The organism is Plantactinospora sp. KBS50 (genome assembly GCF_002285795.1).
Taxonomy (GTDB): domain Bacteria; phylum Actinomycetota; class Actinomycetes; order Mycobacteriales; family Micromonosporaceae; genus KBS50.
In genome coordinates this window covers 3414857-3439540 of sequence record NZ_CP022961.1, presented here as the reverse complement: position 1 = coordinate 3439540, position 24684 = coordinate 3414857, and the positions used below count along the sequence as shown (strand labels likewise).

General features: G+C 74.8%; 18 protein-coding genes and 1 pseudogene. 6 read left to right on the top strand and 13 right to left on the bottom strand.

Annotated features, from left to right (window positions below):
• Positions 1-53: 53 nt before the first annotated feature.
• From smpB to CIK06_RS15325, 4 genes are all read right to left on the bottom strand, one after another.
• The gene (gene smpB, locus CIK06_RS15340; RefSeq protein ID WP_095565398.1) at positions 54-557 is read right to left on the bottom strand and encodes an SsrA-binding protein SmpB; all 504 of its coding nucleotides are present in this window, start codon (positions 555-557) and stop codon (positions 54-56) included.
• 39 nt (positions 558-596) lie between these two features.
• The gene (locus CIK06_RS15335) at positions 597-2093 is read right to left on the bottom strand and encodes an MFS transporter (protein ID WP_095565397.1); all 1497 of its coding nucleotides are present in this window, start codon (positions 2091-2093) and stop codon (positions 597-599) included.
• 135 nt (positions 2094-2228) lie between these two features.
• Positions 2229-3383 carry a glycosyltransferase gene (locus CIK06_RS15330; RefSeq protein WP_095565396.1) on the bottom strand — a complete coding sequence of 385 codons (1155 nt, stop codon included), beginning with the start codon at positions 3381-3383 and terminating at the stop codon, positions 2229-2231.
• Positions 3384-3584: 201 nt separating this feature from the next.
• Positions 3585-4163, bottom strand: a complete 579-nt coding sequence (locus CIK06_RS15325) for a CGNR zinc finger domain-containing protein (RefSeq protein ID WP_095567864.1) — start codon at positions 4161-4163, stop codon at positions 3585-3587.
• Positions 4164-4239: 76 nt separating this feature from the next.
• Between CIK06_RS15325 and CIK06_RS15320 the strand changes: the two genes are divergently transcribed.
• From CIK06_RS15320 to CIK06_RS15305, 4 genes are all read left to right on the top strand, one after another.
• Positions 4240-5211, top strand: coding sequence for a DMT family transporter (locus tag CIK06_RS15320; RefSeq protein WP_095565395.1), 972 nt, complete (start codon positions 4240-4242; stop codon positions 5209-5211).
• Positions 5212-5362: 151 nt separating this feature from the next.
• Complete coding sequence (locus CIK06_RS15315) at positions 5363-7378, top strand: translation factor GTPase family protein (protein ID WP_095565394.1); 2016 nt, start codon at positions 5363-5365, stop codon at positions 7376-7378.
• Between the two features lie 326 nt (positions 7379-7704).
• A complete protein-coding gene (locus CIK06_RS15310) occupies positions 7705-8190 on the top strand; it encodes a hypothetical protein (protein ID WP_095565393.1) in 486 nt (161 codons plus the stop codon).
• A 214-nt stretch (positions 8191-8404) separates the two neighbouring features.
• A complete protein-coding gene (locus CIK06_RS15305; protein ID WP_095567863.1) occupies positions 8405-8887 on the top strand; it encodes a glutathione peroxidase in 483 nt (160 codons plus the stop codon).
• 644 nt (positions 8888-9531) lie between these two features.
• On the opposite strand, the gene CIK06_RS15295 is transcribed toward CIK06_RS15305, so the two are convergent.
• From CIK06_RS15295 to CIK06_RS15265, 7 genes are all read right to left on the bottom strand, one after another.
• A complete protein-coding gene (locus CIK06_RS15295; protein WP_157756769.1) occupies positions 9532-11109 on the bottom strand; it encodes an HNH endonuclease signature motif containing protein in 1578 nt (525 codons plus the stop codon).
• Between the two features lie 306 nt (positions 11110-11415).
• Complete coding sequence (locus CIK06_RS15290) at positions 11416-12411, bottom strand: Gmad2 immunoglobulin-like domain-containing protein (RefSeq protein ID WP_157756768.1); 996 nt, start codon at positions 12409-12411, stop codon at positions 11416-11418.
• Positions 12399-14240, bottom strand: coding sequence for a HAMP domain-containing sensor histidine kinase (locus tag CIK06_RS32150; protein ID WP_304528801.1), 1842 nt, complete (start codon positions 14238-14240; stop codon positions 12399-12401). Before CIK06_RS32150 ends, CIK06_RS15290 begins: the two co-directional genes overlap by 13 nt.
• Before the next feature lie 9 nt (positions 14241-14249).
• Complete coding sequence (locus tag CIK06_RS15280; protein WP_095565391.1) at positions 14250-14930, bottom strand: response regulator transcription factor; 681 nt, start codon at positions 14928-14930, stop codon at positions 14250-14252.
• 69 nt (positions 14931-14999) lie between these two features.
• Complete coding sequence (locus CIK06_RS15275) at positions 15000-15557, bottom strand: hypothetical protein (RefSeq protein WP_198347872.1); 558 nt, start codon at positions 15555-15557, stop codon at positions 15000-15002.
• A 118-nt stretch (positions 15558-15675) separates the two neighbouring features.
• Positions 15676-17136: an NAD(P)/FAD-dependent oxidoreductase gene (locus CIK06_RS15270; protein ID WP_095565389.1), complete on the bottom strand. Its 1461-nt coding sequence runs from the start codon at positions 17134-17136 to the stop codon at positions 15676-15678.
• Positions 17137-17351: 215 nt separating this feature from the next.
• A complete protein-coding gene (locus CIK06_RS15265; protein WP_232533645.1) occupies positions 17352-18179 on the bottom strand; it encodes a bifunctional 2-polyprenyl-6-hydroxyphenol methylase/3-demethylubiquinol 3-O-methyltransferase UbiG in 828 nt (275 codons plus the stop codon).
• Between the two features lie 295 nt (positions 18180-18474).
• Here CIK06_RS15265 and CIK06_RS15260 point away from each other — a divergent pair, with 295 nt between their 5' ends.
• Positions 18475-20349: a PAS domain-containing protein gene (locus tag CIK06_RS15260; RefSeq protein ID WP_095565388.1), complete on the top strand. Its 1875-nt coding sequence runs from the start codon at positions 18475-18477 to the stop codon at positions 20347-20349.
• 146 nt (positions 20350-20495) lie between these two features.
• On the top strand, positions 20496-21794 hold the full coding sequence (locus CIK06_RS32145) for a PP2C family protein-serine/threonine phosphatase (protein WP_304528823.1): 1299 nt from the start codon (positions 20496-20498) through the stop codon (positions 21792-21794).
• A gap of 315 nt (positions 21795-22109) precedes the next feature.
• On the opposite strand, the pseudogene CIK06_RS15250 reads toward CIK06_RS32145, so the two are convergent.
• Positions 22110-23324: pseudogene (locus tag CIK06_RS15250) on the bottom strand (gluconokinase); the annotation flags it as partial.
• Positions 23325-23411: 87 nt separating this feature from the next.
• Positions 23412-24644: a D-alanyl-D-alanine carboxypeptidase family protein gene (locus tag CIK06_RS15245; RefSeq protein ID WP_095565386.1), complete on the bottom strand. Its 1233-nt coding sequence runs from the start codon at positions 24642-24644 to the stop codon at positions 23412-23414.
• Between the last annotated feature and the right edge of the window lie 40 nt (positions 24645-24684).

The window sequence follows — 24684 nt, the reverse complement described above, 5'->3', positions numbered from 1 at the left end:
GGTCGAGGGCATCGCGGCGTGACGGGGCGCGAGGACGGGGCGCGGGGACGGGCTCAGGCCCGGGAGGTCCGGCGGGTCGACCCGGGCCGGCCCTTGAGCCGTCGACCCAGCTCGCGGGCGATCTCCCGGTTCGCGTCGCGCTCGGCGATGGCCTGCCGCTTGTCGTAGGTCCGCCGGCCGCGGGCCAGCCCCAGTTCGACCTTGGCCCAGCCGTCGGAGAAGTAGATGGACAGCGGGACCAGGGTCAGCCCCGGCTCCCGCAGCTTCTCCAGGATCCGGTCGATCTCCACCCGGCGCAGCAGCAGCTTGCGGGTCCGCCGCGGCTGATGGTTGGTCCAGCTACCGAAGCCGTACTCGGCGATGTGCAGCCCGTACAGCATGATCTCGCCGTCCCGCTCCTGGGCGAACGCGTCGACCAGCGACACGTAGCCGGCGCGCAGCGACTTGACCTCGGTGCCGACCAGCACGAGCCCGGCCTCGTACGTCTTGAGGATCGTGTACTCGTGGCGGGCCTTGCGGTTCGAGGCGACGGCCTTGCGTCCGGTCTCCCTGGCCACCGCACCTCCCGTACCCGACGCCGCCGCGACGGCGACCGATCATCCCACGTGGATGGCGTTTCCGGTCGGAATATCCCGCCGGCGGACCGTGATCAGGACCGCGGTGGCCACCCCGGACAGCAGGATGAGCCCGGCCCCCCAGGCGAACGCCACGGTGTAGCCGTGCACCAGTCCCCGCACCTGGGTGACCGGGTCCGGCGGCAGGTGGCTGGCGAGGTACGCGGTCACCGCGCTGGTGTACATGGTGTTCAGCAGGGCGGTGCCCAGCGAGCCGCCGACCTGCTGGGTGGCGTTCAGCGCCGCGCTGGCCGCACCGGCGTCGTGTTCCGGCACGCCCACCAGGGCGAGGCTGGACAGCGGGACGAAGGTGAAACCCAGGCCCAGCCCGAGGACGACCTGGGCGGGCAGCAGGTGCGCCGGGAACGAGGTGTCCACGCCGATCCGGGTGAGCAGCAGCATGCCGGACGCGGCCAGGGCGGCGCCGGTGAGCATCAGCGGCTTGGCGCCCAGTCGCGGCATGAGCTGGCTGGCCAGGGTGGCGGCGATGAGTACGCCGGCGGTCACCGGCAGCGACGCCAGGCCGGCCTTGACCGGGCTGTACCGCAGCACCACCTGGAAGTAGAAGGTGAGGAACAGGAACGCCCCGAACAGGCCGGCGCCGATGAGCATCGAGGCCAGGAACGCGCCGCCCCGGTTGCGGTCCAGCACGATCCGCAGCGGCAGCAGCGGATGGCTGGACCGCAGCTCGATGAGCACGAACGCGGCGATCAGCACCACCCCCGCGGCGATCAGCGCGATGGTCGCGGTGGCGCCCCAGCCGTCCTCGGCCGCCTTCGTGAAGCCGTACACCAGGGTGACCAGGCCGGCCGTGATCACCAGCGCGCCGGGTACGTCGTACCGGGTGTTGCCGTGCGCCCGGCTCTCCGGCACCAGCGGCAGCGCGGCGACCAGCGCGACCAGCGCGACCGGCACGTTCACCAGCAGGCACCAGCGCCAGTTGGCGTACTCGGTGAGGACGCCGCCGAGCACCAGCCCGACCGCCGAACCGCCGCCGGCGATGGCGCCGTACACCGCGAACGCCTTGGCCCGCTCGTGCGCCTCGGTGAAGAGGACGGTGAGCAGCGCCAGCGAGGCGGGGGCCAGCAGCGCGCCGAAGGCGCCCTGCAGGGCGCGGGCGGCGAACAGCAGCTCGCCGCTCTGCGCCACGCCACCGACCGCGGAGGCCAGGGCGAAGCCGACGATGCCGACGAGGAACGTGCGCTTGCGCCCCCAGTAGTCGGCGATCCGGCCGCCGAGCAGCAGCAGACCGCCGAAGGCCAGCGTGTACGCCGTGACCACCCACTGCCGGTCGGCGTCGGAGATGCCGAGGCTGGCCTGGGCCTGGGGCAGCGCGATGTTCACGATCGTGGCGTCGAGAACGACCATCAGCTGGGCGACGGCGATGACCGCCAGCGCCACCCAGCGCCGTGGATGTGCGCTGCCGGCGGCAACCGGTGTTTCGGGCAGGCCGGATCCGGTGGAGGTGGTAACGGACATGATCGGTGCAATCCCCCCTGCGCTGTGCCGCCGTCCCCCGCGGCCGGGCGGCGCACCGAGCCTAATGCGAATGGCCTGGCACATTCCCCGGATATGACCGAGGTCGCATTCCGGCCGGGTGGCCGCCGACCGCCCTCAGGCGGTGCGGAAGACCCAGCGGCGCAGCAGCAGGAAGCGCAGCAGCGTGGCGGTGAGGTTGGCCACGGTCAGCACGGTCAGCTCCACCAGCCGCGGCGGCTGCTGGAGCAGCGCGCCCAGCACGGCGAGCGAGCCGCTGGTCAGGACGAGCCCGAGGGCGAAGATCAGCAGCCCCTGGGCGTGCTGGCGCGCGGCGCCCGCGGCACCGCGTACCCCGAAGGTGAGCCGCCGGTTCAGCGCCGTGTTGCCGATCGCCGTCACCAGCAGCGCCAGCAGGTTCGCCGGCTGGGCACCCAGGCCGGTCCGCAGCGCCGCGTACAGCAGCAGGTACGCCAGGGTGGACGCGACGCCGACCGTGACGAACCGGACGAGTTGCCGGCCCAGGCCGGCCGGCACGCCCGGGGCCAGCGGCGCCCGGCCGAGGTCCCGGCGCAGCTCCGCGACCGGCAGCGCGCCGCCGGCGAGCGCCCGGACCAGGCGGACGATGCCGCGCAGGTCGGTCAGCGCGGTGTCGAGCAGGTCCACCCGGCTGTCCGGGTCGTCCACCCAGTCCACCGGTACCTCGTGGATGCGCATCCCGGCCCGCTGCGCCAGTACCAGCAGTTCGGTGTCGAAGAACCAGCCGGTGTCCCGGACCAGCGGCAGCAGCCGGCGGGCCACGTCCCGGCGGATGGCCTTGAAGCCGCATTGCGCGTCGGAGAAGCGGACCGCCAGGGCGCCGCGCAGCAGCAGGTTGTAGCCGCGGGAGATGAGTTCCCGTTTCGGCCCGCGCACGACCCGGGAACCGCGGGCCAGCCGGGTGCCGATGGCCAGCTCCGAGTGCCCGGAGATCAGCGGGGCCACCAGCGGGAGCAGGCCGGCGAGATCGGTGGACAGGTCCACGTCCATGTACGCCAGGACCGCGGCCTCGGAGCGGAACCACACCTCCCGCAGCGCCCGTCCCCGGCCCTTCTCCGCCAGCCGTACGGCGGTGACCCGCGGCAGTTCGGCGGCGAGCCGGAGCGCCACCGCCGGGGTGGCGTCGGTGCTCGCGTTGTCCGCGATGGTGATCCGGAACGGGTACGGGAAGGTGGTGGCCAGGTAGTCGTGCAGCCGCCGGACGCACGGTTCGAGGTCGGTCTCCTCGTTGTGAACCGGGATGACCACGTCCAGGACGGTGGTCGCGGGGGCGTACGCGCCGTCCGTGCCGCCCGCAGCGCGGCGGTCGGCGCGCTCATGCCGGCCACCCGCGGCGGCCGGTCCGGCCCAGCGGTGCCGGCCCCCGGAGCCCGACGATTCGCACCCAGCGCTTGCTCATGGGTCCGAGCCTGGTCGCGGCGCCTGGGAGCGGGCGAGGCGGAAGCTAGGAACTGTCTATGACTTCCGGCCGGCGGCCTTGCGCGCCCGGTAGGCGCTGACCGCGGCCCGGTTGCCGCAGCCGGCGTCGCAGAACCGCCGGCTGCGGTTGCGGGACAGGTCGACCAGCACGTTGGCGCAGCCGGGATAGGCGCAGCGGCGCAGCCGGTCCAGTTCGCCGGCGCGGATCAGGTCCGCCAGCGCCATGGCGGCCTCCACGGCCATCCGGGTGGGCAGCGGCGCGTCCCGCGGCACGGCGTGCAGGTGGTACGGCTGGTCGTCGTGCTTGATCAACTGCGGGAGCGCCGCCGCCGCGCGCAGCAGCCCGTTCACGATCTCCACCACGCCGTCCTCGTCGGCGTACCAGATCCGGCGCAGCCGGGGCCGCAGCTCGCGTACCCCGTGCAGCTCGGCCTCGGTCCGTTCGTGCCGTCCGGTCCAGTTGTGCGCCGTGACGAACGCGTCGAGTGCGGCGACGTCGGGCAGTCCCTCGGTGTTCCCGGTGTCGCTGGTTCCGCTTCCGGTATCGCCGCCGGCGGTGTTCACCAGCGCGGCGGTGGCGCTCAGCGTGCACTCGGTGTCATGGGTGAAAAGCAACTTGACCCCTGTCACTCCATCGGTCTAGCGTCACTAGCATACGGCGGTTTCAGTCATTACACGTGCGAGGAGATCCATGCCGCAGCAACGTTTCGCCGGTGTCGGCCTCGGGCTGGCGCTGCTGTCCGCCGCCGCGTTCGCCACCTCCGGCACCTTCGCCCGCTCCCTCATCGACGCCGGCTGGTCCTCCGACGCGGCGGTGGCCACCCGGGTCGGGGTGGCGGCCCTGATCCTGGCCGGACCCGCCGCCTGGTCCCTGCGCGGCAGGTGGCGCACCCTGCCCCGGCACGCCGGCGTCATCGGCGCCTTCGGGCTGCTCGCCGTGGGCGCCGCCCAGGGCTGCTTCTTCAACGCCGTACGGTATCTCCCGGTGGGCGTGGCCCTGCTGCTGGAGTATCTCGGCATCATCCTGGTGGTCGGCTGGACGTGGCTGGTGCACCGCCAGCCGCCGCGCCGGCTCACCGTCGCCGGCTCGATCGCCGCCATCGCCGGACTCGCCCTGGTGCTCAACATCACCGGCGGCGGCGGGATCCACCCGGCGGGCGTGTTCTGGGGGCTGGGCGCCGCCGTGGGGCTGGCCGGCTACTTCGTACTGTCCGCCCGGACCGACAGCGACCTGTCCCCGGTCGTGCTGGCCTGCGGCGGGATGGCGGTCGGCACCGTCGTGCTGCTCGGGGTCGGCCTGCTCGGCGTGCTGCCGCTGCACGCCACCTTCGGCACCGTCGAACTGGGCGGACACCGGCTCGGCTGGCTCGTCCCGGTGGTCGGGCTGTCGCTGATCGCGAGCGTGGTCGCCTACGTCACCGGCATCGGCGCGGCCCGCGCCCTCGGAGCCCGGCTCTCCTCCTTCGTCGGACTCACCGAGGTGCTGTTCGCGGTGCTGATCGCCTGGCTGGCGCTGGCCGAACTGCCGACCGCCGGACAGTTGCTCGGCGGGGTGCTGATCGTCGCCGGGGTGGCGCTGGTCCGGCTCGACGAACTGCGTCCGGCCCGGCCCGGTCCGGACGCGGCGGAACCGGCCGTACCGGACCTGGCCGTCCGCGGCTGAGCGCCGCCGCGCCGGCGGTTGAATTGGATTGCCGCCGGTGGCGGTGGCTGGTGTACTCGACCGAACCGACCCGACGAAGGGGACTCCGAGATGCGTGCAGCGTGCCCGTCCAAGCAGAAGGCACCGGCCGGCTACCTGAAGGACCGCACGCGTGACACGTACCCTCAATCTCGGGATTCTGGCGCATGTCGACGCCGGTAAGACCAGCCTGACGGAGCGGCTGCTGTACGCCGCCGGCGCGATCGATGCGCCCGGCAGCGTGGACGACGGCAGCACCCGCACCGACACGCTCGCCCTGGAACGGCAGCGCGGGATCACCATCAGATCCGCGGTCGTCTCGTTCCGGGTCGGCGACGTGGCGGTCAACCTCATCGACACGCCCGGCCACCCGGACTTCATCGCCGAGGTCGAACGGGCGCTCGGCGTCCTCGACGGCGCCGTGCTCGTGGTGTCCGCCGTCGAGGGCGTACAGGCGCAGACCCGGCTGCTCATGCGGACGCTGCGGCGGCTCGGCGTACCCACCCTGCTGTTCGTCAACAAGATCGACCGGGCCGGCGCGCGCCCCGACGACCTGCTCGCCGGCCTGGCCGAGCAGCTCTCGCCGGCCGTCGTGCCGCTGGGCACGGTCGTGTCCGCCGGGCGCCGGGAGGCCGCCTACCGGCCGTACCCGGCCGCGGCCGCGCGGCCGCGGGACCGGACGCTGGATGTGCTCGCCGACCGCGACGACGCGCTGCTCGCCGCGTACGTCCGCGACCCGGCGAGCGTCACCCCGGCCCGGCTGCGCGCCGCGCTGGTGACGCAGAGCCGGCGGGCCGCCGTACACCCGGTGCTGTTCGGCTCGGCCATCACCGGCGCCGGGGTCGACGCGCTGCTGGCCGCCCTCCCCGAACTGCTGCCGGCGGCGGCCGGCGACGCCGCGGGACCGGCCGCCGGCACCGTGTTCAAGGTCGAGCGCGGGCCGGCGGGGGAGAAGCTCGCGTACGTCCGGATGTTCGCCGGGACGCTGCGGCTGCGTGACCGGGTGGGCGCCGCCGCCGACCGGCCGGACCGGGTGACCGGGATCGAGCTGTTCGACGGGGGCACGACCGTCCGGACCGACGCCCTGCCCGCGGGCCGCATCGGTCGGGTACGCGGGCTCAGCCGGATCCGCATCGGCGACCCCGTGGGCGACGCGGTCGGTGCGGCGGTCGACGGCACGGCCGGTGGCGCGGCCGGCGGTCACCGCTTCGCGCCCCCGTCGCTGGAGACGGTGGTGCTGCCGGTGCGGGCGGCCGACCGGGCCGCGGTGCACGCCGCCCTCGGCCAGCTCGCCGAGCAGGATCCGTTGATCAACCTGCGCCAGGACGACGTGCGGCAGGAGATCTCCGTGTCGCTCTACGGCGAGGTGCAGAAGGAGGTCGTCGAGGCCACCCTGGCCGCCGGGTACGGCCTGGCCGTGACGTTCCGGGAGTCCACCACGATCTGCATCGAGCGGCCGGTGCACACCGGCGCGGCCGTGGAGGTGATCGGTGCAAAGGACAATCCGTTCCTGGGCACGATCGGGCTGCGGGTGGAGCCGGCGCCGCTGGACAGCGGTATCGAGTTCCGGTTGGGTATCGAGCCGGGTGCGCTGCCGCTGGCCTTCCTGCGGGCGATCGAGGAGACCGTGCGGGAGACCCTCGGCCAGGGACTGTGCGGCTGGGCGGTGACCGACTGCCGGGTCACCCTGATCCGGTCCGGCTACTGGGCCCGGCAGAGCCACTCGCACGGCGTCTTCGACAAGAGCATGTCCAGCACGGCCGGCGACTTCCGCAACCTCACCCCGCTGGTGCTGATGGCCGCGTTGCGCCGGGCCGGGACCCGGGTGTACGAGCCGATGCACCGGTTCCGGCTGGACATCCCGGCCGACCTGCTCGGGCCGGTGCTGGCGGCACTGTCCACCCTGGAGGCGGTGCCCCGCGGCAGCGAGCCGCACGGCCGGACGTACACCATCCACGGCGTCGTCCCGGCCGCCCGGGTGCACGACCTGGAGCGCCGGCTGCCGGGGCTGACCCGCGGCGAGGGCACCCTGGAGGCCGCGTTCGACCACCACCGACAGGTACGCGGTGCCGCGCCCACCCGGACAAGGTCGGACCACAACCCGTTGGACCGACGGGCGTACCTGCTGCACGTCGTCCGTCGGGTCTGACGGATCGCCGCCGCGTGCCGCCGGCGACGTGCCGTCGGTCGGCGGCGTGTTGTCGCCGCGTGTTCCGGGCCGTGGGACGTCGGCTGCGTGCTCTCGGCCGTGGGACGTCGGCCGCGTGCTCTCGGCCGTGGGACTTCGGCCGTGGGACGTCGGCCGCGTGCTCTCGGCCGGGGGGACGTCGGCCGCGGGACGGATGCCGGGCTCCGACCCGCGAACCAGGCCGGGCCGGCGGATCCGTCCCCGGCCCGATGAGGACCGGCCCGCCGCGGACCTACGGTTGCCCTCGCGACCGGTGAGCCCGCCGGGCAAACGGACGGAGGACCGCCATGAACACACTCATCCTGCGCCGGACCGGCCGGACACAATGGACACTGCTGGATGCGTCCGGACCCGCGGCGGGCCGGCTGCGGGCCGGCCGGGGACTGGCCTCGGCCGAGTTGACCACCGCCGCGGGTAGCTGGCTGGCCCACACCCGCGACCGGCGCCGCCGCCACGTCACGGCCGGTCCGGGCGGCGCCCCGGGCGTACGGTTGGCCCCGCGGGAGGCCCAACTCCCCGGATCCGCGCCGGTGCCGGCCCGCTGGACGGTCCGGCGCACCCCCGCCCGGTACGTCGGTGTGCTGGATCATCCGGACGGCCGGATCACGGTCCGGGCGCCGGCCCTGTTCGGCGGCCGGGTGCGGGTCGAGTGCACCGGCACGCGGTCGGACCTGGTGGTGCTGGCGGCCTGCTTCGCGCTGCTCACCCGTCGCCACCGCGACCGGATGATCATGCTCGTGGTGGCGGCCGCCACCTCGCACGGACCCGGCTGACGCGACGACCTGTCGCCACGAGCCGGCCTGGTTGTTGGTCGGGGCGGCACGGTCGTCCGTCGGGGTGGCGCGGTTGTTCGTCGGGGTGGCGCGGTTGTTCGTCGGGGCGGCGCGGTTGTTGGTCGGGGCAGCGCGGTTGTTCGCCGGGGTCGGCGCCGTCGGGGTGGCGTGGTTGTTCGCGGGGGTCGGCGTCGTCGGGCGTAGGGTGGCCACCATGTCCCTGTACGACATCGGAATCGCATCCCTGGCCGGAGAGCCGGACGAACTCGGCCGGCACCGCGGACGGCCGACCCTGATCGTCAACGTCGCTTCCAGGTGCGGCCTCACCCCGCAGTACGCCGGGCTCGAGCGGCTCGCCCAGCGGTACCCGGGGCTGACGGTGCTGGGCGTGCCCTGCAACCAGTTCGCCGGCCAGGAGCCGGGCAGCCCCGAGGAGATCGCCGAGTTCTGCAGCGCGACCTACGGGGTGACCTTCCCGCTGACGGAGAAGGTGGAGGTCAACGGCTCCGGCCGGCACCCGTTGTACGCGGCGTTGATCGACGCGCCCGACGCGGACGGCCACACCGGGGACGTCCGGTGGAACTTCGAGAAGTTCCTCGTCGACGCCGAGGGCCGGGTCGCGGCCCGCTTCGCGCCACCGGTCGACCCCGAGTCGCCCGAGGTCGTGGCGGCGGTCGAGAAGGTGCTCGCGGGCTGAGCCACCCCGGCCTGATCCGGAGGCATCGGCTGATCGCCTCGGCGGCGGGCTCAGCAGTGCGTGGTGATCAGGCCGTGGAGTTCGGCGGGGCGGGCGGCGGGTGCCGGGTCGGGTGTGGCCGCCCAGGGACCGTCCGGGCCGGGGCGGTGCCGGGTCACTGGACGGTGAACGCGGCGATCTGGTCCCGGGCGTTCTCGGCCATGCAGCCGAGCCCGTTCACCCCAGCGCTCGGCGAGGACCAGACGCGGCGCGCAGGCGGCGGCGCGCAGTAGCCGGCTGACGTTCGCGGGATCGGCGGGGTGGACCCGACCGGCCCCGGCGAGGGCACCGGTGGCCCGCTGCCGCCAGTTGTCAGTGTGGGTGGCGACGACTGCGGGATGAAACCGGGCGGCGTCGACCCACCGTGAACTCGCCGAGTAGTTCGTCCCCGGGGTCGGCGGGGCGTCCGCCCTACGCCTTGTCCAGGCGCGGCGCGGTCCCGGATCCCGTTCGGCGGGTTCCCGTGGGGGCCCGCAACCAGCGCGGGTCGGCCATGCCGGCGGTCGCTGGGTTGCGCGGCGGCAGCTCCCTGCTTTCGTGGATGGACGCCGACTCCGCCCGCCGCTCGGGCGTGCCAACCGCAGTCTGGTCCATGGATGGTTGGTTCAGCAGCGGAGGTGGTAGTGGTTGCGTCGGGGTAGTCGGCGGGGGTCGATCCAGGTGGGTGGGGTGAATTCGGGGTGGCCGTCGGGGTTGAGGTGGACGGTCCAGTCGCCGTGGTGGATGACGCGGTGGTGGTGGCGGCAGAGTAGGACGGCGTTGTGGAGTGTGGTGGTGCCGCCGTCGGCCCAGTGGTGGATGTGGTGGGCGTGGCACCAGCGGGGTGGGCGGTCGCAGCCGGGGAAGGCGCAGCCTTTGTCGCGCAGGATGAGGGCGCGGCGTAGTGGTCCGGTGATGAGACGGCGTTGTCGGCCGAGGTCGAGGATCTGGCTTTGGGTGCCGAGGACGGCGGGCAGCACGGTGGCGTCGCAGGCGAGTCGGCGTACGGCTTCGGGGGCGAGGCGGTGGCCGGTGTCGAGGGTGCCGGCGTGGAGTTGGCCGGTGATTGTGTCGAGGTTGGTGGTGACGACGAGTTGGGTCGCGTCGCCGCCGTTGTGGGGTAGGTCGCCGGTGCGTAGGGCGAGTTGGAGTATTTCGGTCAGGGCGTCGTGTCGGCGTTGGCCGGGGGTGCGGTTGTCGCCGGGGCCGTTGGGTTGGGTGAGCGGGTCCAGGGCCGTGATCAGGGTGGCGCTGGTTTCGGGGTCGAGGGTGCCGCGTAGTCGTATCCAGCCTTCGGCGGTGGTGGACAGGGCCAGGTGGCGCCGGAGTTGGGCGTGTTGATCGGCCCGGTGTAGTGCTCTGCGGTCGGCTTCTTCGGCTGCCTCGGGTGCGATGTGCCAGAGGATCCGGTCGGCGCACAGTCGTAGTGCTTCGGGTGTCAGCTCGCGGGCGTGGCCGAGCAGCGCGTGGAGGGCTTTGTCCGCGACCTGGTTGCCGGCTTCTGCGCGGGTGGCGGTCACCGCGGTGGCGATGGTGCGGGCTTGTTCGAGGCTGATGGTGCCGGTGCGCAGTGCGGCTCGTAGCACCGGTCCGGCGGTGGTGGGGCCGCAGCCGGCCGCGCTGCAACCGGCGGCGCCGCTGCCTGGGGCGCCGCTGCCTGGGGCGCCGCTGTCTGCGGCAGGCTCGCTGTCTGCGGCGCCGTCGCCTGGGGTGGGGTCGGGTGGGACCGGGCCGTGGACGCCGGCCCCGGCGACCGCCGCAGCGGCCGCGGACCGGGCGGCCACATCGGCCGCGGACCGGGCGGCCACATCGGCCGTGGTGGTGGCGATGGTGGTGACGCCGGACGCGGCGGCGGTGGCGGTGGCGTCGGGGCCATCGGCCGGGAGTCCACCGGCGGGGCCGGTGCCCGTGTGGGGATCATCCCCGTCCAGCCATGTGGCGTCGGTGACCAGGCGACGGGCCGCGGTGCCGGAGATCCGTAACCGATCCCGCAGCCAGGCGGTCGTGGACGAGGCACCCTCCGCGCGGGCCACATCCCGCCCGTCGATCTCCCGGATCAGCGCGAGTCTGGTCACCGCGAGTCGGCGCGCGGCCACCTCGACCGCGTCCAGCGCCGCTGTCAGGTCCGCGCCGGGCAGTGACCACGTGGGGGCCGCGGCGCACGTCGCGGCCAGTCCCGCTACCCGGTGGAACTCCTCGATCACGCAACCACGTTCGCACTCCCGTACGACGCTTTCCGGTCCCTTTCCGACCCGATCGGACCCCGATTCGGATGATGCGGGAACGGACCCGCCATGCCCGCCATGCCCGCCGAGCCCGACCCGACCCGACCGATGATCCACGCCGACGCCGACGCCGACGCCGACGCCGACGCCGACGCCGACGCCGGCCGACGCCGAGGCCGAGGCCGAGGGCGCCAGCAACGCCGCCGATGCCGATGCCGATGGCGACGCGCCGGTCCGGAAGCCTCCGCGGCGCCCGGAGGCGGACCGGCGCCGGACGAGCGGGGTTCAGCGGGTCAGCCAGACCGGCCGGGACACCAGGTTGACCCGCCGACCGTCCCGGACGGACACCTCGAACACCTCGATCCGACCCGGCTGGTCGCTGTCGACGCGGTACCCGAGGGTCGTCCGGTAACCCCCGCGGCAGCCGCTGCCGCAGCTGGCCATCGTGAAGCCGGTCGCCACCGTCCGTCCGGCCGAGTCCAGGATCCGGATGTTGACCGTCGCCTCGAAGACATCCGCGGTGCCGGCAACGGTGACCGGATTGGGTACGGCGGCGCCGACGCCGGGCGCGGTCACCACGATCGGCGGGAGCAGGTCGGCCAGGTCGGCTCGGCCCAGCGCGGCGGGGTCCGGGCGTCCGGTCCGCCGGAACACCACCCGCTCGACGCTCGGAAACTGGGTGAGGCTGTACACGATCTGAGCCTGGCGCAGCCGTACCGCGGTGGTGCCGCCGGCCTCGAAGCCCGGCCCGACGACCAGCGTCTCGACCCCGTCGTCGATGCCGTCGATCTCGATGTCCGGGGGTACGTCGCTGGACAACCCCGCCGCCGCCTCGGCCGGGTTCGGGCCGGTGGCCAGTTCGTTGAGGGTGAGCCGGGAGGTGGCCTGGGTCACCGGCCGGACGTGTCGGGTCGGCTCCAGGAGTCCATCTCGGACGTACCACAGCTCGATGCCGAGGGTGTCGGTGCGGACCGGTGCGGGGGAGCCGGTGCGCGACGGCGTCCCGGTCGCCACCCCGCCGCCGGGTCGTGGGCTGCCGCTCGCGGCCGGAGTGGCGGCCGGCGGCGGCGCGGTGGTCGGGTCGGCCGCCGGCGCCGCGGTCGGTGCCGGCCCGAGCGAGCCGACCTCCGGGGCGCAGCCGGCCACCGCCGCCAGCACGGCAGCCGCCAGCAGCCGGGCCGCGACCGCCGCCGGTCGCCGGGATACGACCGCCGCAAATGGCGGCAACGCGACCGCCGCCGGTCCGGCCGAGGGCTTCGACACCCGCCCTAGTCGTCGCATGCTGCCACCCCGGTACGCCCCGGCGACGGTCCTCCGGGAGCGGTCGGATCCGTGGCGTGCGCGGCCGGTGGGTTGGCCGGCAGGACCATCCGCGCCCGGGTACCGGTGCCCGGCCGGCTCTCCAGGGTCAGTGTGGCACCCAGCAGCCGGGCGTTCTCCCGGGCGATGGCCAGCCCGAGGCCGCTGCCCGGGCCGGTACGGGCCGAGTCGGCCTTGTAGAAGCGGTCGAACAGGTGCGGCAGGTGCTCGGCGGGGATGCCCGGGCCGTCGTCGGCGACCGTGACGGTCGCACCCGGGCCGGTGCCGCCCCGGCTGGTGCGATCGGCCACCGCTCCCGGGCCGGCGCCGCCCCGGCTGGTGCGATCGGCCACCGCTCCCGGCCCGGCGCCGCCCCGGCTGGTGCGATCGGCCACGGCACCCGGCCCGGCGCCGTCGATCACCGCACCCGGCCCGGCGCCGTCGATGGTCACCTCGACGGTGCGGCCGCCGTGCTCGACCGCGTTGGCGATCAGGTTGGCCAGTACCCGTTCCAGCCGGCGCGGATCGGTGCGCCGCACCGTGTGGGGCCCGCGCACGCGTACCCGATCGGTCCAGCCGCGGGCCGCGACCAGCGAGGTCACCGCGGCCCGCAGGTCGACCGGCTCGGCCGCCAACGATTCGCGACCGGCGTCCAGCCGGGAGATCTCCATCAGGTCCTCGACCAGCCGGCGCAGCCGTACCGTGTCACCGACCAGCAGCTGTGCCGGGCGGCGCAGCTCCTCGGGCAGGCCGTCCAGGGCCTCGTGCAGCAGCGCCGCCGCGCCGACCAGCGCGGTGACCGGGGTACGCAGTTCGTGCGCCACGTCCGCGGTGAACCGCCGTTCCCGTCGCTGCGCGGCGGCCAGGGCGGACATCTGGCGTTCCAGCGCCTCGGCCATCCCGTTGAAGGACAGCGCCCAGGCGCCGAACTCGTCCCGGCCGGTCACCGGCAGGCGGGTGGACAGCAGCCCTTCGGCGATCGCCCGGGCCGCCCGGCCGGCCCGGGCCACGGGCTCCAGGGTCCGCCGGGCGAGGGCGTTGCCCACGGCCCCGGCCAGTAACAGCACCGCCAGCCAGCCGGCCAGCAGGGCGTACCGGAGCTGTGCCAGGTCGCGCCGGATCCGCTGCTCCGAATGTACGACGTACAGCTGCGCCGTGGAGCCGGGGATCCGTCCGCCCACCACGAGCCGGTCGCCGGAGCGTTCGTACCCGAGCTGCCCGGTGCCGACCAGCGCACGCAGCCGCGTCCCGAGCGGCGGGGCGACCGCCGGGTTGGACGCCGCCGGGTTGGTCGCCGTCGGGCCGGTGCCGGTGGCCAGCAGGACGTGCCGGCCGCTGCCTTCGAACGATTCCAGCAGCTCGGCGCCGTGCTCGCCGTCCAGCGGCAGGAACTGCCCGGCGATGACGAGCTGGTAGCGCAGGTCGGTGGCGGCCTGGTCGAGCGAGTCGTCCAGCCGGGCGCGCTGGACCAGCAGGTATGCCCCGACCGCCAGTACCGCGGCGGCAACCCCAGCGACCAGGACGAACGCCACGGTCAGTCGGCGGCGGAACCGGCCCGGCGGCACGACGTCCGGCCCGACGTCCGGCCTGCGGCCCGGCGGCACGACGTCCGGCACCGCGTCCGGCCTGCGGCCCGGCGGCACGACGTCCGGCACCGCGTCCGGCCCGCGGCCCGGCGGCCCGACGTCCGGCACCGCGTCCGGCCCGAGGTCCGAGACCGCCGCCGGTACGGCGGGAAAGCCCCCGGCCGGTACGGCGGGAGGGACCGCGTCCGGTGCGGCGGGGGTTGTCGGGGCCGGTGGCGGGCGCACGGGTACGTCTCAGTGGCCGGTGAGCTTGTAGCCGACGCCGCGGACGGTCCGGACCAGCTCGGGCCGGGCCGGATCGGCCTCGATCTTGGCCCGCAGCCGCTGGACGGCGACATCCACCAGCCGGGAGTCACCCAGGTACGGGTAGCCCCACACCCGGTCCAGCAGCAGGTCCCGGGTGAACACCCGGCCGGGCCGGCGGGCCAGTTCGAGCAGCAGCCGGAACTCGGTGGCGGTGAGCGGGACCTCCCGGTCCTCCCGGTGCACCGTGAACCGCGCCGGATCGATCGCCAGCCCGCCGATGCGCAGCACGGTCTCCTCCTCCGGATGGGTGCCGCGGCGCAGCAGGGCGCGGACCCGGGCCACCAGTTCGGCCGGTTCGAACGGCTTGCGCAGGTAGTCGTCGGCGCCGCACTCCAGCCCGGCGACCACGTCGGTGGTGTCGGTGCGGGCGGTGACCATGAGGATCGGTACGCCGCTGCTGCGCCGGACGGCCTGGCACACCTGGAGGCCGTCGAGTCCGGGCAGCATCACGTCCAGGACGATGAGGTCCACGCCGCCGGTCCGCCAGTGCTCCAGCGCGCCGTGGCCGTCGCCGGTGGTGCTCACCTGGAAACCCGACCGGCGCAGGCCGATCGCGGTGACCTCGCGGATCGACGGGTCGTCCTCCACCACGAGCACGTGACCGTCCATGAGGCACGGTACCGCCGTGGCCGGCCGGCGGGGCATCGGCCGCCCCGCCAGCCCCCGGCACCGGAGCAGCTACTGCCAGCGGTGCGCCACGTCGAGCACGATCCGGCTGTGCGTACCCGGTCCGGCCAGCACCGTCACCTGGAACGGCAGCCGGTCCCGCACGCCCACGGCGAACGTCGTGTAGCCCTCGTAGCTGCCGCCGTACACCACGTCCCGCAGGGTGGGGTAGCCGAGCAGGTTGAGCGGATGGGTCCCGGTGACCGCCGGGTATCCGGCGCCGCCGCCGGCCGGGTCCTCGGCCGGGGCGAGCAGCACGACCGCCAGGACGGCGCCGCCGGCCGTGTACGGCGACAGCGCCGTGCCCTGCCCGCCGGTGTACGCCTCGCCGTAGCTGACCCGGTATCCGTTCGCCGTCCCGTCCGTCTCGAACACCAGCCGGTCGTAGCAGTCGTGCCGGCCCGCGCGTACCTCCAGCAGCGCGGCGGTGCTCAGGGTGCCGCCGGACCTGTCCAGGCTGCCCCAGGTGATGCCGCAGTACGGCGCGGCGGCGGCGGTCGCCGGAACCGTGCAGGCCAGCAGCCCGTTCGCCGCCACCAGCAGGGCGAACAACGCCCTCGTGACTCTCATGGTGTCCTCCCCGGATGCGGGCGCCGGTGGCCCGCCTGGGGGCAACGTTCGACGCACCGGGCCACCGGGGCTTCGCAGCCGGGTAACCGTGCCGTAACAGTGGCGCCGGGGGACCGGCTCAGGGCCGGCGCGCGGCCGCCGGCTCGGCCGGCGCCTCCGCCCGGTCCGCCGGTGCCCCCTCCTCGCGGGTCCGGGTCTCCTCCTGGCCGGCCGGCGCCTCGTCCTCGCCGGTCGGGGTCTCCCGGCCGCCGAACCGGATCAGTTCCGGCCCGGCCTGCCGCAGCGCGCGCCGGGCGAAGACCTGCTGGAACGTGGCGACCCGCTCGGAGCGGCCGCGACCGATGAAGCTGACCGCCCAGTGCAGCACGGTGGTCAGCCGGTTCTTGAACCCCACCAGGTAGAACAGGTGCACCACGAGCCACATCAGCCAGCCGACCAGGCCGCTGAAGCGCAGCCGGCCGACGCTGGCGACCGCCGAGAACCGGGAGATGGTCGCCATGCTGCCCTTGTCGAAGTACCGGAACGGCTGGCCCGTCTCCCGGCCGCGCAGCCGGCGCTCGATCTGGTCGGCGGCGTGCCGGCCGCTCTGGATGGCCACCTGGGCGACGCCGGGCAGCCGGTCCAGCGCCATCATGTCGCCGACCGCGAAGATCTCCGGGTGGCCGGGGACCGTGCAGTCCGGATTGACCATGAGCCGCCCGGCCCGGTCGGTGCGCGCGCCGGTGGCGGCGGCGAGCTGCCGGGCCAGCGGCGGCGCGGCGACGCCGGCCGCCCAGATCTTGGTCATCGACTCGATCCGCTGGTGCCCGCGCGGCGTCTCCACCTCGATGCCGGTGTCGTCGACGCTGACCACCCGGTTGCCCAGTTCGACCTCGACGCCGATCTGGTGCAGTTGCCGCAGGGCGCGCGTGGACAGGTGGTCACCGAAGCTGGGCAGCACCGCGTCGAGGGCGTCCAGCAGGATCACCCGGGCCCGGCGGGTGTCGATCCGGCGGTACTGCCTGGGCAGGGTCCGGTGCGCCAGCTCGGCGATCTGGCCGGCCATCTCCACGCCGGTGGGACCGGCGCCGACCACCACGAATGTCAACCAGCGGTCGATCAGCTCCGGGTCGGACTCCAACTCGGCCAGCTCGAAGGCGCCGAAGATCCGGCCGCGCAGTTCGAGCGCGTCGTCGATGCTCTTCATCCCCGGCGCGTACTCGGCGAACTGGTCGTTTCCGAAGTACGACTGGGAGGCGCCGGCCGCCACGATCAGGCTGTCGTACTCCACCGTGTAGCTCGTGCCCGGCGCCGTGGCGGTCACGACCCGTCGCTGCACGTCGACCTTGGTGACGGTGCCCAGCAGCACCTCGACGTTGTCCTGCCGGCGCAGGATCTCCCGGATCGGGGGCGCGATCTCGCCCTCCGACAGGATGCCGGTCGCCACCTGGTAGAGCAGCGGCTGGAACAGGTGCTGGGCGGTGCCGTTGATCAGCGTGATGTCCACGGGGGCGGTGCGCAGGGCCTTGGTGGCGAAGAGGCCACCGAACCCGGCCCCGATCACGACGACGTGGTGTCGGCGGTGCGGCTGCGCGTTCATCTCATGATCTCCGGTCCGGCGGTGACGGGGCGGGTCCCCCGACGGCTCCACCAGAAACGGTACGTCCGCCGGCGTCCGGAAACACGGCGATGTATCGCAGGCCACGTGACCCACCCGCACGGGCCGCTCGGCCCTGCCGGCCCGGCGGCGGGTCCGGGCCGACCGACGACGTGTCGGCGACCGATGACGTGCCGGCCCGCGCCGGGTCCGGGCCGTCAGCCCTTGACGGCCTGCAGCGTGTACGTGTGTGGCAGCCGCCACGGGCGGTCGGCCAGCCGCCACTCGTCGTACCCGACCCGCTCCATCCGGCCCGGGAGCGCCTCCCACGGCACGCTGTCGTGCTCGACCAGCGCGGTCAGCCTCAGGCCGGCCGCCAGCAGCGCGGTCACCACCTCGCCGATGCCGTGGTTCCACTCCACCGAGCGGGTGTTGACGAAGCGCACGTCGGTGTCGACGTACGTGCCGTCCTCGTCCCAGACGGTCCCCTCGGGTCGCTCGAAGTACGGGTGTTCCAGTGTGATCAGGCCGTCCGGGCGCGGGTCGGGCAGCGCCCAGAGCACCGGATGCCCCTCCCGCAGGTGCAGCCGGCCGCCGGGGCGCAGCAGGTCGGCGACCACCGCGGCCCAGCGCCGGATGTCCGGCAGCCAGCACAGCGCCCCGATTCCGGTGTAGACCAGGTCGAAACCGCCGCCGCCCAGCACGTCGACCGCGTCGTAGAGGTCGGCCTGCGCGTACGCGATGTCGGCGCCGCAGTCGGCGGCCAGCCTGCGGGCGTGCGCCAGTGCGGCGGGGGAGAAGTCCAGTCCGCTCATCCGGGCGCCGAGCCGGGCCAGCGACAGGGTGTCGGTGCCGATGTGGCACTGGAGGTGGACACCGCGCAGGCCGCGGATGTCACCGAGCCGGTCCCGGTCGAACCGGACCACCTGGCTCAGATGGTCGGGGTCCGCGACGAACCGGCGCAGCCCGTAGCCCTCGGACGCCGCGTGCGCCGGCGCCCGTTCGTCCCACATCGCCCGGTTGACGGCCCGGTAGTCATCGTCCACGCCGGCACGGTGCCACAGCCCGCGGCCCGGCCACCAGCGCAATTTCCGGAACACCGGCGCAAACATCCGGGACACCGGCGCAACATCCGGCCGGCGGCGCAACATCCGGCCGGCGGCGCGACATCCGGCCGGCGGCGCGACATCCGGCCGGCGGCGCGACGCCAGGCCGGCGGCGGCGGCCCGGGTGACCGTTTTCGCGGCGTTTCCGCACCGTTCGGGCGGCGTGGTGCCGCTGGGCACGGTGATACGGTCGGTGTCCAGCCGAGTAGCCGGCCAGCGGGGTGGAGGTCGCGCTGTGAGCGACTCCGGACCGACGCCGATTCCGGCCGGGGACGGCACCGACGGCGTCGCCGCCGGATCGGTCGACCCCGACCGGCGCTTCCGTGCGCTGATGGGTGCCTCCGCGGCGATCATCTGGACCGCCGGGCCGGGCGGCGCGGCAACCGCGCCGCAACCGTCCTGGGAGGCGTACACCGGCCAGAGCTGGCCGGAGTACGCGGGCGACGGCTGGTCGGCGATGGTGCATCCGGACGACCTGAGCCGGGTGCACCGGGCCTGGGCGGACGCGCTGCGCACCGGCGCCCGGGTCTACCGGACCAGTTTCCGGGTGTGGCACGCGCCCAGCGGTCGGTACCGGCACGTCTCGGCGCGCAGCACCGCGCTGCGCGACGAGCACGGCCGGATCGTGGAGTGGCTCGGCACCTTCACCGACGTGCAGGACGTCATCGCGGCCGAGCAGGCCGCCGACCGCGCCGCGACGATCAGCGAGGCCATGCTGGCAAGCGCGCCCGTCGGCTTCGGCTGGGTGGACACGCAGCTGCGATTCCAGTACGTCAACCCGGCGCTCGCGGCGATCAACCGGCGTACCGAGGCCGAGCATCTGGGGCGTACCCCCGCCGAACTGCTGCCGCTGATCGGCGAGCGGGTCACCGAGCTGATCCGGCGCACCCTGGCCGAGGGACCGGTCAGCGGCGTGGAGTTCTCGACACCGGAGCCGGACGCGCCGGGCCGGTTCCGGCACGCGGTGGCCAGCTACTTCCCGATCCGGCTGGCCGACCCGGCGGAGACGATCGGGGTCGGCTTCACCGTCGTGGACGTCACCGAACGCACCCGGCTGCGGGAGGCGCTCGACGCCGAGCGGGTCCGGTACGAACGGCTCGCCGCCACCGACGTGTTGGCCGTCTTCGGCGGGGAGGGTGAGCGGATCACCGAGGCGAACGACGCGTTCCTCAGCATGCTCGGCTACACCCGCGCGGACGTGGCCGCCGGCCGGCTGCACTGGCCGGACCTCACCCCGGCGGGGTTCGAGGAGGCCGACGAGCGGGCGATCAAGGAACTGCGGACCACGGGGCGGGCGCCGGCGTACGCGAAGGAGTACCGGCACCGCGACGGGCACCCGGTGCCGGTGCTGATCGGCATCGTGGCGCTGCACCGGGAGCCGTTGCGCTGGCTCGCGTACGCCACGGACCTGACCGGGGAACGGCTCGCGCAGGCCGAGCTGCGGCTGTTCCAGGCGCTCGTGGAGCGGTCGGGGGACGCGATCGCGGTGGCCCGGGCCGACGGCGGCATGGTGTACGTCAACCCGGCCGGCCGGCAGTTGCTCGGGTTGCCCGCGGAGCCCGGCGGCGGGCAGCGGCTGACCGACCTGGGCGCCCCCGAGGGGCTGATCGCCGGGGCGCTGCGGGACGGCTACCGGCGGACCGAGACCCGACTGTCCCGATTGGACACCGGCGCCGAGGTGGAGGTGGAGCAGCAGCTCTTCACGGTCAGCACGGGGCCGGAGGCGGACGCGACCGGGTACCTGGCGACCGTGTCCCGGGACATCGGCGAGCGGCAGCGGACCCTGCGCCGGGCGGAGGCACTGGCCCGGTTCGCCGGCGAGCTGAGCCGGGCGCAGGGACCGGAGGAGATCCTGCGGGCGATGGCCGGCCAGGTGGGACCGGTGTTCGCGGCCCGGGACGTCCGGATCGCCGTCGCCGAACCCGGCCGCCCCGCGCTGCGGGTGCTGCGTTTCGTCGAGCGGGCCGGCGGGGACTCCGGAACGAGCAGGTGGACTTCGACGCCGACCTGCCGCTGGCCACCGCGATCCGGCAGAACCGGGTGCTGCCGCTGGCGGGTACCGGTCCGTCGCCCGCGGCTGCCGCACCCGACGCGGCGGCGCCCGACGTAACGGTGTCCGACGTAACGGCGTCCGACCCGACGGCACCCGAGACCGCGGTGTCCGACCCGGCGACGCCCGAAGCCGCGGCGCCCGCGCCGCTGATCCACGGCATCTGCGTACCGCTGCACCACACCGACGGCACCGCGCTGGGCGCCATGCGGTTGGACTGGGCCGGCCCGGTGCGCCACGACGACGTGCTGGACAGCCTGCTCACCACCGTGGCCGGCTTCGCCAGCCAGGCGTTGCAGCGGGCCGAGCTGATCCGCTCCACCCAGGCCACGGCCGACCTGGCGGCCCGGTTGAGCGCCGCGCGGACGGTGCCGGAGACCATCGATGCGATCCTCGCGGCCGTGCCGCCGGTGCTCGGTGCGGTCGCCCCCGGCCTGCTGCTGCGCGAGGGCGGCCGGCGGGTACGGCTGTGCCACCACGGCCTGCCGGCGCGGCTGGCCGAGGCGTACCAGAGGATGACCATCGACGACCCGCGGCCGATCGCGGAATGCCTGCGGACCGGGCAGCGGATCGTGCTGCCGGACCGGGAGGCGTTCCGCCGGCGCTACCCGGACCTGCCCGACGCCACGGAATCGAGCGGCATGGTGACCACGGTGGCGCTGCCGCTGCTGGACGTGCGCCGCCGGCCGATCGCCGCACTCGCGCTGGGCTGGTCCCGGGCCCGGCCGTTCCGGGCCACCGACCTTGCCCTGCTGGACACCGTGGCCGACCTGTGCGAGCAGGCGCTGGAACGGGTCCGGCTGGCCGCCGCGGAGCACGACCTGGTGAGCCGGCTGGCCGGCCGGCTGTTCGACACCGCGGGGGCGCCGCCGGCCGGACTCGACGTGGCGGTGCGGTACCGGCCGGCGATGACCGGCCTCAACCTCGGCGGCGACTGGTACGACCTGATCCGGCTCGACGGCGACCGGCTGGCGGTGGTGGTCGGGGACGTCGTCGGACACGAGGTGGAGGCGGCCGCGGACATGGCGCAGCTGCGTACCGTCGTGCGGACCCTGATCCGGCTCGGCGTGCCGCTGGGTGACGTCTTCTCCCGGGTCACCGAACTGCTCGGCCGGGCCTTCCTGGGCACCTGCCTGATCCTGCTGGTGGACCCGGGCCGGCGGCGGGTCGAGATGGTCCGGGCCGGCCACCCGCATCCGCTGTGGCTGCGCCACGGTGCTCCGGCCACGGCGGTGGCCACCGCGCGGGCGCTGCCGTTCGGCCTGGTGGACGAGACCATTCCGGTGACCGAGTTGTCCGTGCAACCGGGTGACCTGCTGGTGGCGTTCACCGACGGGTTGGTGGAACTGCGCCAGCACGCCTACCCGGACTGTGTCGCCACGCTCGCCGACGTGCTGGCCGAGGCCTCCGGCGGCAGCGCGGACGAGGTGGCCGCGGCGGTGATGGACCGGCTGCCGGCGGCCGAGGACGACCAGGCCCTGGTGGTGCTGCGGTTCCCGGCCTGAGCAGCACCGGCCCCGGATCCGCGGCCCCCGGCCCGCTACCCGGCCCGGCCCGCTACCCGACCCGCCCCGGTGCCGGCCCGGCGTGTCCGGTGGGCCGCCGGCGCAGCGCCCGGAAGGTGGGGTGAGCGCGTCGTACAGGTCGGCGAAGATCGGCAACAGCGCGGCGTAGGTGTCCGCGGCGGCCGGGTCGGGACGCACCGTCTCGGCGATCTCGACGAGGTCGGCGGCGACGTCGATCGACGGCACCAGGCGCAGCGCCTGCATCCCGAGCAGGGCCGCGCCGAAGCTGGAACCCTCGTGACCGGCCGGGAACCGGACGTCCGTGCCGAGCGCGTCGGCCAGCAGTTGCCGCCACAGCGGGCTGCGCGCGAAGCCGCCGCTGGCGCGTACCTCGTGGATCTCGTTCCCGGCCGAGCGCACCGAGGCGAGCACCAGGGCCAGTTGCAGGCAGACGCCCTCCAGCGCCGCCCGGACCAGATGTTCGCGGCGGTGGGCGTTGGTCAGCCCCACGTACGCCCCGCGGGGCAGCGCGCTCCAGTGCGGGGCGCGCTCGCTGAGCAGGTACGGCAGCATGACCAACCCGTCGGATCCGGCGGGCGCGCGGGCGGCGAGCGCGAGCAGGCTCTCCGCGGACCGCTCGCCGAGGTCGGGCGCGAGCGCCTCGCCGGCCCATTCGAGCACGATGCCGCCGTTGTTGATGGCGCCGCCCACCGTGAAGCGGTCCTCGGTGAGCGCGTAGCAGAAGACCCGGCCCCGGGGGTCGACGGCGGGCCGCTGCACCATCACCCGGATGGCGCCGCTGGTGCCGATCGAGCAGCCGGCCACGCCGGGGCGTACCGCGCCGAGACCCAGGTTGGCCAGGGGGCCGTCACCGGCGCCGACCACCAGCGGGGTGTCCGCGGGCAGCCCGGTGGCCCGGGCCGCGGCCGGGGTGAGCCCGGGCAGCACGGTGGTGGTGGGCACCAGCCGGGGCAACCGGTCGGGCCGGATGCCGGCGATGCGCAGCGCCTCGGGGTCCCAGTCCAGTCGGTGGATGTCGAGCAGGCCGGTGCCGGAGGCGACCGAGTGGTCGGTGACCAGCCGGCCGGCCAGCCGCAGCAGCACGAGATCCTTGATGCCGACCCAGTGCGCCACCCGGCGGAACAGCGCGGGCGCCCGCTCGGCGAGCCAGACCAGTTTCGGCAGCGGGGCCATCGGGTGCAGCGGGGTGCCCGTGCGCCGGTGCAGGTCCAGCCCGCCGGGCGCGGCGCGCAACCGTTCCGCCTGGGCGGTGGCGCGGGAGTCCGCCCAGGTGATCGACGGGGTCAGCGGTGCGCCGTCGCCGTCGAGCCCGATCACGTTGTGCATGGCCGTGCTGAAGGACAGCCCGGCGACCGGCCCGCCCAGGTCCGCGGCGACCGTCCGGACGGCCTCCACCACGGCGTCGCAGATGAGGTACGGATCCTGCTCGGCGTGGCCGGGGGCGGGCTCGTCGAGCGGGTAGCCCACCGAGTGCGACCCGAGCGACCGGCCGGTCGTGTCGTAGGCCACCGCCTTGGTGCTGGTGGTGCCGATGTCGACGCCGATCACCACCCCGGCACCCGTAGCCTCACCCACCGCCGACCACCCCCCCGCGGCTCAGCGCGCCCGGCGGCGGCCGACGTGCCGGGGACGGGACCGCACGGCCAGCACGAGCAGCAGCAGCGCCACGACGCCGAGCAGCGCGGCGGTGCCGGCCAGCACGGGCCAGCCGACCAGCCCGGCGCCGCCGGGGCGGCCGACCCGGTCCAGCGACCGCGCGGCGCCGGGTCGGGATGCCGCCGGGCCGGGCGTGGCGTCCAGCTCGCCGGGGGCGACGAGCCGGCCGACCGACGCGTCGGTGGGCTGGGCGAAGCCCCAGTCCAGCAGCGCCGCGCCCTGCTGCCAGCCGCGCAGCGGCCGGGCCTCGGCGCCGAGCAGGGTGACCACGAGCCGGCGACCGCCCCGCTCGGCGATGCCCACGTAGCTGTGCCGGGCCAGGGTGGTGAAGCCGGTCTTGCCGCCGATTCCCCCGCGGTAGTGGAACAGCAACTGGTTCTCGTTCTGGATCTGGAAGCCGTTCTTGGCGCCGGCCGGCTGCGGCGGCATCTGCGCGGTCCTGGCCGCGTCGTAGCTGCGGAAGTCCTCGTTGTCGAAGCACGCCCGGGTGATCAGCGCGAGGTCGTACGGGCTGGTGACCTGGCCCGGTCCGTCCAGTCCGGACGGGGTGGCGGCGTGCGTCTGGCGGGCGCCCAACTGGTGCGCCTCGGCGTTCATCGCCGCCACCGTGCCGGCCACCCCGGCGTCGCCGCCGCCGAGCCGCGCGAGCACGTTCGCGGCGTCGTTGCCGCTGTTGAGCAGCAGGCCCAGCCAGAGGGTCCGTACCGGGTACCGGCCGTCGAGCACCAGGCCGACGGCCGAGCTGCCGCGCTCGAAGTCGAGATCCTTGCGGTTGACCGTGACGACCTGCTCCGGGTCCAGCTTCGGCAGCACGGTCGCCACGAGCAGCAGCTTCTGGGTGCTGGCCGGCACGCCGTACTCGTGCGGGCCGCAGCCGCCGAGCACCGCGCCGCTGTCCAGGTCGGCGACCATCCAGGAGGTCGCGGTGACGGCCGGAGGCCGGGTCGCGCCCGGCGGCACCGCGAGCCCGGCGGTGGCCAGTGCGTCGCCGCCGATGCGGCGGTCGGCGGGATCGGGCTCGGGAACGGGCGGCCGGGGCGGTCGACTGACCGGCGGGCTGACGGCGGGACACGGTACGTCCGCCGCCGCGCTGGCCGCTGCCGGCGGCAGCACCGTGACCGGAAGGGTGAGCAGAACTCCCGTGAGGGCGGCGAGGATGCGCCGGAACCTCATACGCACCAACCGTTCATGGCCAAGCAGGGTAGCCCCGCGG

Excerpts from the sequence above, each read along its gene's own strand:
- CIK06_RS32145 (WP_304528823.1), top strand. The coding sequence starts at position 20,496 with ATGCGGTTGGACTGGGCCGGCCCGGTGCGCCACGACGACGTGCTGGAC.
- CIK06_RS15270 (WP_095565389.1), bottom strand. The coding sequence starts at position 17,136 with ATGAACGCGCAGCCGCACCGCCGACACCACGTCGTCGTGATCGGGGCC.
- CIK06_RS15290 (WP_157756768.1), bottom strand. The coding sequence starts at position 12,411 with ATGCGACGACTAGGGCGGGTGTCGAAGCCCTCGGCCGGACCGGCGGCG.
- CIK06_RS15305 (WP_095567863.1), top strand. The coding sequence starts at position 8,405 with ATGTCCCTGTACGACATCGGAATCGCATCCCTGGCCGGAGAGCCGGAC.
- CIK06_RS15280 (WP_095565391.1), bottom strand. The coding sequence starts at position 14,930 with ATGGACGGTCACGTGCTCGTGGTGGAGGACGACCCGTCGATCCGCGAG.
- CIK06_RS15275 (WP_198347872.1), bottom strand. The coding sequence starts at position 15,557 with ATGAGAGTCACGAGGGCGTTGTTCGCCCTGCTGGTGGCGGCGAACGGG.
- CIK06_RS15245 (WP_095565386.1), bottom strand. The coding sequence starts at position 24,644 with ATGAGGTTCCGGCGCATCCTCGCCGCCCTCACGGGAGTTCTGCTCACC.
- CIK06_RS15335 (WP_095565397.1), bottom strand. The coding sequence starts at position 2,093 with ATGTCCGTTACCACCTCCACCGGATCCGGCCTGCCCGAAACACCGGTT.
- CIK06_RS15320 (WP_095565395.1), top strand. The coding sequence starts at position 4,240 with ATGCCGCAGCAACGTTTCGCCGGTGTCGGCCTCGGGCTGGCGCTGCTG.
- CIK06_RS15310 (WP_095565393.1), top strand. The coding sequence starts at position 7,705 with ATGAACACACTCATCCTGCGCCGGACCGGCCGGACACAATGGACACTG.